This window comes from Candidatus Dormiibacterota bacterium, assembly GCA_036495095.1.
GTDB lineage: Bacteria > Chloroflexota > Dormibacteria > Aeolococcales > Aeolococcaceae > CF-96.
Genome location: DASXNK010000143.1, coordinates 1 through 9,994 on the forward strand (window position 1 = coordinate 1; position 9,994 = coordinate 9,994).

Annotated in this window: 8 protein-coding genes; 3 read left to right on the forward strand and 5 right to left on the reverse strand. The window is 74.0% G+C overall.

Annotation, left to right across the window (positions count from 1 at the left end; all coding sequences use genetic code 11):
* Positions 1 to 1,702: diguanylate cyclase (locus tag VGL20_14550; protein HEY2704903.1), on the reverse strand; the 1,702-nt coding region annotated here is incomplete at its 3' end.
* Between the two features lie 171 nt (positions 1,703 to 1,873).
* Between VGL20_14550 and VGL20_14555 the strand changes: the two genes are divergently transcribed.
* Positions 1,874 to 2,692, forward strand: coding sequence for a transglutaminase family protein (locus VGL20_14555; protein HEY2704904.1), 819 nt, complete (start codon positions 1,874 to 1,876; stop codon positions 2,690 to 2,692).
* Positions 2,689 to 3,624, forward strand: a complete 936-nt coding sequence (locus VGL20_14560) for a transglutaminase family protein (protein HEY2704905.1) — start codon at positions 2,689 to 2,691, stop codon at positions 3,622 to 3,624. The genes VGL20_14555 and VGL20_14560 overlap by 4 nt, the downstream gene beginning before the upstream one ends.
* Before the next feature lie 49 nt (positions 3,625 to 3,673).
* Here VGL20_14560 and VGL20_14565 read toward each other — a convergent pair whose 3' ends face one another.
* The 4 genes from VGL20_14565 to VGL20_14580 form a co-directional block, all read right to left on the reverse strand.
* Positions 3,674 to 4,225 (reverse strand): helix-turn-helix domain-containing protein, encoded by a 552-nt coding sequence (locus VGL20_14565; protein HEY2704906.1) that lies wholly within the window; start codon positions 4,223 to 4,225, stop codon positions 3,674 to 3,676.
* 112 nt (positions 4,226 to 4,337) lie between these two features.
* Entirely contained in the window at positions 4,338 to 4,571 is a 234-nt protein-coding gene (locus VGL20_14570; protein HEY2704907.1) for a hypothetical protein, read from the reverse strand.
* A gap of 104 nt (positions 4,572 to 4,675) precedes the next feature.
* Positions 4,676 to 8,110, reverse strand: a complete 3,435-nt coding sequence (locus VGL20_14575; GenBank protein HEY2704908.1) for a TM0106 family RecB-like putative nuclease — start codon at positions 8,108 to 8,110, stop codon at positions 4,676 to 4,678.
* 346 nt (positions 8,111 to 8,456) lie between these two features.
* A complete protein-coding gene (locus VGL20_14580; protein ID HEY2704909.1) occupies positions 8,457 to 9,116 on the reverse strand; it encodes a nitroreductase family protein in 660 nt (219 codons plus the stop codon).
* A 640-nt stretch (positions 9,117 to 9,756) separates the two neighbouring features.
* Between VGL20_14580 and VGL20_14585 the strand changes: the two genes are divergently transcribed.
* Positions 9,757 to 9,994: transporter substrate-binding protein (locus VGL20_14585; GenBank protein ID HEY2704910.1), on the forward strand; the 238-nt coding region annotated here is incomplete at its 3' end.

Sequence of the window (9,994 nt, forward strand, 5' to 3'; positions counted from 1 at the left end):
CGACCGCCCGCAGGATGTCGTCACCGGCCTCGTGCCCGTACTCGTCGTTGACCGCCTTGAGGTGGTCGACGTCGATCGCCAGCACGGCGAACCGGGCGCGCGGCAGGCCGGCGAGGTGGTCCTCGAAGTACCGCCGGTTGCGCAGGCCGGTGAGCGGGTCCGTCGACGCGGCGTCGCGCTGCCGGGCGTAGCTCAGGGCGTTGGAGATCGCCATCTCGGCGAGGCTCACGATGCCTCCGAGGCGCTGCACCAGGACCGGCTCGAAGACGCCGCGATCGCGATCCGAAACGGTGAGCAGCCCGAACACGGCGCCACCGACGTGGAGCGGGGCCACCAGCCAGGCGCGCAGCCCGGCGTCCCGCACCGCCTCGGCGGTGGTCGCGGGCATGGCGGTGCCGGCCATCTCGCCGCTGCCCATGCCGCCGGTGGCGACGGCCCGGGCCAGCTCCGGGTGGGTGTCCAGCCGGTATCGGGTGCCGGGGAAGCCGGCGAGCCCCTCCTCGTCCCGCTGCACCACCGAGACCGCGAACCCGCCCTCGAGCCGGAGGACCGTGGCCACGCACCGGCGAGCCCCGGGCGGCGACATCATCTCCGAGGAGGCACGCACCACCTCGGCGAGGACGCCGTCGAGCTCCAGCGACGAGGCCAGGGTCCGAGCCACCTCCTGCATCAGCGCCTGCTCGCGGGCGCGCATGCGCTCGGTGATCGCCACCGCCGCGTGCTCCCTCACCAGCAGGATCTGCCGGGTGAGCGCGAGCAGCGACACCGCGATGATGCCCGCCGCGAGCACCCGCGTGTCCTCGGCCCGAACCGCGCCCACGCACCACAGCGCGATCAGCGGGAGCAGCGCCAGGTACGGGAGGAGCACCCGCAGCGACACCGGGCCCTCCGGCGCCGAGTCGCTCCGGAGCCCTCGGGTGACGTCGCGGGAGGGGGTGGCCGCCAGCAGCAGGTAGCAGGCGCCGTATCCCAGCCCGACCTGCCAGCGGGGGGGCACACCGTGCGCGTCGGAGGCGATCTCCACCAGGTCGAGGAGGCTGATCAGGCCGAGCGCGAACACCATCAGGACCACGCCACCCGCGCGCCGGTGCGACGGGAGGCGGTAGAGCACCCACACGCCCCCGGCGAAGAGGCCGAGGTTCCCCGCCCAGGTGAGGGCGACGCCCGCCGCCCCGGCGCTCCCCAGCCGCCCCAGCGGCGGCAGCAGCACCGGCAGGCACGCCGCCAGCAGCGCCAGCACCAGCATGCCGACGTCGCAGAAGGTCGCCAGCCCGCTCTCGAACCCCTCCTCCTGGACGGCGCGGACGCACAGGGCGGCGAGCATGAACGGGTAGGCGGCGAGCACCGCGGCCACCGACACCGAGTCGAGCGCCGCGGTGTGGTGCCAGCGCGAGAGCGAGGAGACGGCGGCGGCGACGGCGAGGATGGCGAAGGCCGCGGTCAGCAGCCGCCAGAAGGTCGCCCGGTTGCGGTCGGGGGCGGCGGCGGCGCGGAGGGCGCAGATCAGGAGGATCCCGGCGTCGGCGAGCTCGGTGACCCCGCGTGCGGCGACGGCCCCGCCGTGGGCGGCCGTCACCCAGGCACCAGCGCCTCCGGCGGCGAGGGTTGCGCCGGCGAGCACGTTGCCGAACCCGTCACCGGACAGCGTCCGGCGCCGTCCTCCGATCGCGCGCGTGATGGTGGCGGGGATGATGCGCGCCACCCTATCGAGGGGCTGTGCAGCCGCGGCGAAGAACCCATGTAGTTGTGTGAAATGTCGTTCGACCGGCCCTGACCGTCCGGTGCGTGGGCGTGCCGCACAACCGTGCGTGACCAGGTTGGTGCGAGGAGGACGTCCACCCACGTCACCCCCATGCACCATGATCAGCCCACCGTGACCCTGACCCTGCACGTCGGATGTGAGCTCGCCCACGAGCTGCAGTGGCCGGTGCCGGCGCTGCTCCAGGTCGAGCCGCGCCGTGACCGCCCATTCCGGGTGGTCACCGAGCGGTTCGAGACCACCCCACCGGTGGACACCCACACCTATCTCGACGGCTACGGCAACGTCTGCCGCCGCCTGGTGATGCCGCCGGGCGAGAGCGTGATCGAGTACCACGCACGCGTCGAGGTGACCGAGGCGGTCGACGAGCTGGGCACCGGCGCGCGCCAGCACCCCGTCGACGAGCTCCCCGACGAGGTGCTGGTGTACACCCTCCCCAGCCGCCTCTGCGAGTCGGACACCCTCTCCAACACCGCCTGGAAGATGTTCGGTGGGTTCGAACCGGGATGGGCCCGGGCCCAGGCGATCTGCGACTGGGTCCACCAGAACCTCGACTTCGCGATGGGTTCCAGCAGACCGTCGACCTCCGCGTGCGACGTCTACGTGCAGCGCGTCGGCGTCTGCCGCGACTTCGCCCAGCTCGCCATCACCCTCTGCCGCGGGATCAACATCCCCGCCCGCTACGCCTTCGGCTACCTGCCCGACATCGGCGTCGACCCGCCCGACGAGCCCATGGACTTCTGCGCCTGGCTCGAGGTGTTCCTCGGCGGCCGCTGGTGGACCTTCGACCCCCGCAACAACCGGCGGCGCTGCGGTCGGGTGCTGATCGGGCTGGGACGCGACGCCATCGACACCGCCATGATCACCAGCTACGGCGCCGCGCCGCTCACCCGCATGACGGTCTGGGCCGAGCCCGCCGAGGAGGCGCCGTGACCCCCGAGGACGCCGCCAGCTGCCTCTCGATGGACTCGACCGAGGTCGCGGCCCTGGCGCTGATCGACCCCGGCGCGGTCGACTGGCCGCGAGTGACCCGCACCGCCTTCCTCGTCCACCAGGCGTTCCACTACGACTACGCGGGGCCGATTGCCGACCTCGAGCACCGGCTGATGCTGATCCCCCCGGCGGAGCACGGCGACCAGCGCCTGGTGGCGCACCGGCTGGAGGTGCGATGCGCCTCCGCCCACACGCTGTCGAGCGACTCGGACGGATTCGGCAACGTCGTCGTCGAGGTCCGCGCCCCCCAGGTGGAGACCACGGTGGGATTCGAGGCCTGGAGCATCGTCGAGCGATCGAACCCGGCCACCCGCCCGTGGCTGCCGGCCGCAGCGCTCTCCGACCCGCGGTACCTGCGGCCGTCGGCGCTGACCCTGCCCGACGCCGCCCTCCGCGGCGCCGCCCGCCGCCACCGCGAGAGCGGGCTGCGGGGGCTCGACCTCGCCCTCGCGGTGAACGGCGCGGTCCACGAGACGATGCGCTACGACAAGAACGTCAGCGGCGTCTCCACCACCGCCTCCGAGGCCTTCGCGATGGGCGCCGGGGTCTGCCAGGACTTCGCCCACGTGATGCTCGCCCTCTGCCGGATGTCCGGGCTGCCCGCCCGCTACGTCTCCGGCCACCTCCTCGGCGAGGGCGGCACCCACGCCTGGGTGGAGGTGCTGATCCCCGTGGAGGGGGACGCCGCCGCCGAGGTGCACGCCCTCGACCCCACCCACGGTGTGGCGGCCGGCTCCCGGCACATCACCGTGGCCGTCGGCCGCGACTACGACGACGTGGCCCCCACATCGGGCAGCTACCGCGCCTCGGTCGCCGGGGCGCTGACCGCCCGCCGGCGGGTCGCGCTCATGGACGTCGAGTACGCGGTATAGCGGTCGCCCCGACGGGGTCGGCCGGGCACTCGGACACCTCGAGGCTGGGTCAACTGCGGCAGGAGGCCGCCTCGGTGGTGTGGACCCAGCCGCCCGGCGTCCGGCGGACGCTCATCTCGTCGCCGCAGACCCGGCACCGCGCGGTGAAGCGGAAGCTCACGGAATGACTGCGCCGCACGAAGCCACCGAGGACGTGGCCACAGCGCTCCGCCACCACGGTGCAGCGATCGATGGCGTCGATGGCGGTCATCGGCGGCCGGGCCCAGCGTTGTGGCGCCTCGGCGCCACGCGATCCCGCGGCCACGGATTCGAGCAGTCGCGGCGCCTGCGGTGCGCCGTCATCGTCGTGGACTCCGACCGCCTCCCATTCCTCCCGCGACGCCGGGAACCGCCGTGCGGACAGTGCGAGGTACAGGTCGTGCTTCGATCGGAAGTGGGTGTAGATGCGCTGGTGGTCGATCCGCAGCATGCCGGCGAGGGCGCGCATCGAGAGACCATGCAGGCTCCGGCGGGTCGCGAGCTCCCATGCGGCATCCAGGATCTGCTCTCGCGCGGCATCGCGTCTCAGCCGCCGCGCCAGGTCCAGTCCAGCTGCTGCCATGAGCGGCAGTATGCGCACCCTCCCCGATCGGCGCAAGCGCGGAACCGATGATGATCCAGCCGGCTCCGGCTGTCGTACGAACGGGGGTTCGGGGCGCCCTGACAGTGTCCTGTCAGTGACCGAGGATGTGCACCGAGATGTCGTTCAGGCTGTTGTTCAGCACATCCGAGCAGTGGACCGTGCCACCGGCGTCGCCGGCCACGCATCCCTTGTCGGCCACCCGCGGACCGGCGCCGGACTGCGCCGCGACCGCGGACGAGACTGTGACCGCCACCGCGGAGGCGATCAGCGCCGCGCCGGCGGCGCGGGCCCTCGAACATCTGCTCGGGTGTGGGATGGTCCTCACTCCGGCTCCCGTCCAGTGTTGCGACCGGCCCCCCCTGCCCGGCCGCCGAGCGGGGCCATGGTACCGGCTCGGCCCGACGGGGTCTACCCCCTGCCGCGAGACCCTCATGCCCGGGCCGGCACCGGGATCCATCCGAAGGACGGCAGCGCGTCACCGTCGCCCGCCATCTCGACCAGCCGGCAGAGGGCGTTGGCGAGGGTCAGCTGGTCCGCGGTGCGGCAGTGCACGCCGAGCAGCGCCGGCGAGCACACCAGCACCGCCATGGCCTGGGCGCGGGAGATGGCCACGTTGAGGCGGTTCAGGCTGTAGAGGAAGTCCATCGAGCGCCGCTGGTCGTCGCCGCTCGAGGTCGCCATCGTGTAGATGACGACCGGCGCCTCCTGCCCCTGGAAGCGGTCGACCGTGCCCACCCGCGCCCCCGGCGGGAGCGCGTCCTGGAGGCGGTTGACGTGGGCGTTGTACGGCGCCACCACCAGGATGTCGTCGAGCGTGATCGGCCGCCGGTGGCCGCGGCGATCGGTCCACCGCCCCTCCCGCAGCAGCAGGTCGACGACGTCGCGCACCGCGGCGACCTCCTCGGGCGAGGTGACCCGGTTGCCCTCGTGGACCACCGGGAGGTACCGCACCCCGGCGCCGTCGAAGGGCGGCGGGGCGGTGACCGCCTGGCGGGCGCACTCGGCGCGGCCGCTGAGCCGGCCGTCGTAGAACGCCTCGGACACGAACGCACAGACGTCGGGATGCATCCGCCAGGTGCTGTCGAGGAACAGCCCGCGGCCGTCCGCGACGGTGCGCTCGCCGGCGAGCAGGTGCTCGAGCGCGGAGCGGTCCGCGCCCTCGGGATGGGTGCCCTGGACGGGCTGGCGCAGCTGCTGCGGATCGCCGCAGAGGACGAGGTTGCGCGCCGCACCGGCGGTGGCGACGACGTTGGCGAGGGACACCTGTCCCGCCTCGTCGACCACCAGGGTGTCGACGGCGCCCTCCATCGTCTCGTGGCAGAAGAGCCACGCGGTCCCGGCGACGACGGCCGGGCCCTCGGCGAGGGCGGCCACCACCTCGGCGACGGAGCCGGCGCAGCGCACCACGTCGCTGGCGCAGCGCTGGTGCTCGTCCGCCTTCTGCACCGCGGTGATCTCGACCCCGCTCTGCTCAGCGTGGCGGCAGACCTCGTCGAGGAGGTTGCCGATGGCGCGATGGCTCATCGCGGTGATGCCCACGCTGCGGCCCTGCCGGAGGAGGTCGAGGATCATCCGGGCGGCGGTGTACGTCTTCCCCGAGCCCGGCGGTCCCTGGACGGGGAGGCAGCCGGCGTCGAGGTCGAGCGCGAGCCGCCGCCCGGCGTCGACCGGGGTCTCGCCACCGCGGCGCAGCGGGTCTCCGTCGCGGTGGCCGGCGACCCGTGGCGGCCGGCGCAGCAGCAGGTCGCGGGCGGCGCGGTGGGGGCCGGGCGCGTCGATCCCGTGGAGCGCGACCCACTCGCCGGTGCGGCGCAGGGCGCGGCGCAGCGCCGTGGTGGGGATCGGGCCGCCGCTCACCAGGGCCCGAGGGTGGGGCTGCGCGCGCGCCGACGGCCACCGGCGGAGGACGAGCACGCCCCGCTCGCCGTCGATCTCCGCCACCTCGCCGGGGGACCTCCGGGTGGCCGGGTCGACCGGTCTGTCCCCCACCCGGATGGTGAACTCCTGGGCGGGGTCGAAGCGGTAGCGGTGGAGCTCCGAGCTCCCCAGCGTGCCGGCGACCCCGTCGAAGGTCAGCCCGGCGATGCTGTCGGGGTCCTCGTGGAGCTGGTCGTCGGCCATCGCCAGCCGCGCGTAGTAGGCCCACCAGGCCGGCCGGTCCTCGCGGCGGTGCCAGTCGAGGAGGCCGGCGAGCAGCCGGGTCGCGGCGTCCGCCTCCGGACCGCCGGAGCGACGCGCGAGCAGCCGGCCGGCGAGCTCCCTCGCCTCCTCGCTCTCGCGCGCGACCTCCTCCGAGGGCGCGCCGTCGGCCGGCTCGGGACGGGGCGGCGGCGCGCCGGTCTGCGCCTCGAGCTCGGCGCGGCGCTCCTCGAGCCAGCCGCGCAGCCGCCAGGTCGACTCGCAGTCGGCCGCGTTGTACTCGGCGATGGCGTCGAGGATGGCCGGATCCCGGTTCTCCAGCCAGCGCTCGTACTCGACGATGCTCGAGCCGCCGTCGGTGATGGCGCCATGCCGCCGGGGCATGAACAGCGGCTCCAGGCTCTTGAGCCCGTACGACTCCGCCGACACCCGCACCCCCTGGCGGACCACCCGGTAGAGGTCGACGAGGACGCCGCCACGGAGCAGGCGGTCGACCTCGTCCTCGCGGGTGGCGTGCTGGCCGGCGAGGCGGCGCAGCGCGCTGAGCTCGTAGGCCGCGTAGTGGTAGACGTGCAGCGACGGATCGCGCTGGAGGCGCGCGACGACGAGGTCGACCAGCTGCTCGAAGGCCCGCCTCTCCCCCTCCCGGTCGTGGCCCCAGAAGGCGTGGTACCGGGGCGCGCCGTCGACGACCTCGGTGATCCCGAACAGGTACTCGAGGCCGGTGTCGCAGGCCCAGGGGTCGCCCTCCATGTCGAAGAAGAGGTCGCCCGGGGAAGGCTCGGGAAGGGCGGCGAGGCCGTGAGCACCGTCGCCCGGCGGCCGCAGCTCGTGGCGCATCACGCCGTCGGCGCGTTGACGCAGCTGCAGGGCGGCCTGGGCGTGGAGGTTGCCGAGCGCGTCCTCCGACATCCCCGGGACCACCGGCAGGGTGACGGCGAGGCTCTGCAGGGTGCGCACTCCGGCGGCCTCGAGCCGGCGGATCTGGTCACGGCGCATCCCGGCGACGAACGAGAGATGGTCGTCGACGCGGCGGCGCTCGGCGCAGCCGTCGGCCCAGCGGCAGACCCTGCAGTGCTCGACCCGCTCCGGGTATGTCGCCCGGGGGCTGCCGTCGACCACCTCCTCGAGGCGCCGCCGGGCGGCGCGGTGGTAGGCGACGACGTCGGCGACCGCGCACCGCTCGGTGCGTCCGTCGCCGAGCACGATGTGCAGGTGCCGGGGCGCCCGGCCCTGGATGCGCTCGACCTGGAGCGAGTACTCCGCCGTCTGCAGCAGGGCGGCGGCCTTCAGGGAGCGGGCGAGCTTGGTGTCGGCAACCTCGTACGACCAGGACCCGAGGTCGCTCGGCTCCTCGACGCGCAGCAGGAAGTCGGCGCGCCCGTGCCACCGGCCGTCGAAGAAGGCGGCCTGGAAGATGACCCCGGCGCCCGCCCGCATCGCGGCGACGGTGAGCGCCTCCCACTCGTACAGACCCTCGAGGGTGGAGGTGCCGCGGGGGATCTCGACGACCGTGCGCCCCTCGGCGCGGAGCGACTCGAGGTGGCCCTGCTCGTGGGCATCGCCGCGGCGGCGGAGCAGCTCGAGCTCGGGGTCGTCGTCGCGGACCGCCGCCGGGATCCGTCCCTCGGCGACCGCACGGTCGAGCTCGGTCAGGTGCTCGCAGGCGAGGAAGCCGGTGAGGTCGGTGGCGCTGAGGACCAGGGTCCCGTCGATGAGGTGCATGGGGAGAGCATCCGGGATCGAGGCGACGGGTGTCTGTCGCGCGGCGCGCACTCGGGGTGTCCGGCAGTGTCGCCCTCGCGCGAGCCCCACCGGCGACCGTCACCAGCTCGCGCCCCGGCCGTTGCCCGCCGACGACAGCCGGGGGCCGGTCAGCGGGTGCGCCGGCCCCATGCACTGCCCCAGACGGCGCGCATCGCCCGGTACCGGGCGATCGCCTCGGCCTCGGCCCGATCGGCCCGCTGCTGGTCGTCCATCGTCGTCTCCCCCGGTGTGCCCCGGGATGTGCGATCCCGCCGCGCCGACGATGCGCGACGCCCGCGACAACCGCCCGTCGCCGCGCCGGCTATCAGGAGGGCAGTGCCAGCCGCCGGCCCCAGCGCTCCGTGTAGTAGACGTCGGTGAGCGCCGGTTTGGCGGGCGCGCCGCCGGCAGCGGCCGCGGCATGGCCGATCGCGAGCACTCCGAAGGGGAGGACGACCGCCTCCTCGGGCACGCCGAGGGCGGCGGCGAGGCCGGCCGGGCGGCACGCCGTGATCGTCGCCCCCAGGCCGGCGTCGATGGCGGCGAGCATGGCGGCGGCGACACCCATCATCGCCTCGCCGGCGAGTGCGCCGGCGACCGGGAACTCCCGCCCGGGGCCGGCGGCGACGAGCTCCAGGAGGGCACCGTGCCGGGCCGCGTCGATGAGCCCGCGCTCGACGAGGTCGGCGACGTTGCGTCGGTAGTTGGCCTCCCACCAGGCGGGCTGCACCGTCCAGACCACGAGGGCGGCGGCCTCCTCGACGTAGTGCTGCGACAGCAGCGCCTCGAAGATCGCGGGCCAGCGCTCCGGGTCGCGGTCGCGCCGGAGGAGGACGATGGCGCGCCAGTCGTAGGTGTTGCCGGCGTGCGGCATCGCCAGCGGCGCCTGGAGGACGGCGGCGAGCACCTCGCCCGGGATGTCGCGGTCGGGGTCGAACCGCCGGGTGCTCCTCCGGTTCTCGAGCAGGTCACGCAGCTCAGCCATGTGGTCCTCCAGCCGGCCGGTCAGGGGGCGCTCGCCGAAGCGCAGCCGGCCCCCTGAGGCTGTAGAGGAAGCGCATCCGTGCCAGGGAGGCGTCCGGATCCTCGAGGTAGAAGAGGCGAAAGGAGGCTTCCAGGTAGAGGGCTTCGAGGAGGGCGGAGAGAGCGGGCTTCGTGGTGCGGAGGTTAGCAGGGGTTCACCCGCCCTCTCCTAGCCGGACAGGGGTACTGGAGTACGTCCCTGCGGCCGTGGACGCGAGTGCGATGCGGTCGACGCGTTCGTGCGTGGACGCCGGGGGCGTACCCCGGCCCCACCGCCGCACTGACCCTCTCGGCGATGTGTCGCGAGCAGCCTCGCGGCGTGTCACGCCACGCACAAGAGACCCGTCACGCGAGTCGGACGCCGTGTCCATAGAGGTCTCCTCTCGGGTTGGCTAAGGTGCCGGAGGACATATCGGAGAGGCGGGAGGCGGAACAGAGTCACACTCGCTGCACCGGTGCGGTGCAATCCCGGCGGGGGGAGGCTGCGTCACCAGGCATTGCCTGGCTCCACTGTGCGCACGCTCCCGGCGAACACGATCCGGCAATGGACGCAGCGGAGTGCAGTCGATCAGCGACTGCCCGCGCACATGAGGGGGCGAACGATGCGAGAGCGGAATGTGGCCACGCGGGGAGGTACGCTGCTCGCGGGCCTTGCCCTGCTCGCCCTGGCGGCGCCGGCGTGCGGCAGTCAGGTGCAGTCGTCGACCGGGGGCACCGTGCCCGCCCCGTCGGACCCCACCAAGATCAAGGTCGGGGTGCTCCACTCACTGAGCGGCACCATGGCGATCAGCGAGGTCTCGGTGCGTGATGCCGAGCTGCTCGCCATCAGCGAGATCAACG

Excerpts from the sequence above, each read along its gene's own strand:
- VGL20_14575 (HEY2704908.1), bottom strand. The coding sequence starts at position 8,110 with ATGCACCTCATCGACGGGACCCTGGTCCTCAGCGCCACCGACCTCACC.
- VGL20_14580 (HEY2704909.1), bottom strand. The coding sequence starts at position 9,116 with ATGGCTGAGCTGCGTGACCTGCTCGAGAACCGGAGGAGCACCCGGCGG.
- VGL20_14565 (HEY2704906.1), bottom strand. The coding sequence starts at position 4,225 with ATGGCAGCAGCTGGACTGGACCTGGCGCGGCGGCTGAGACGCGATGCC.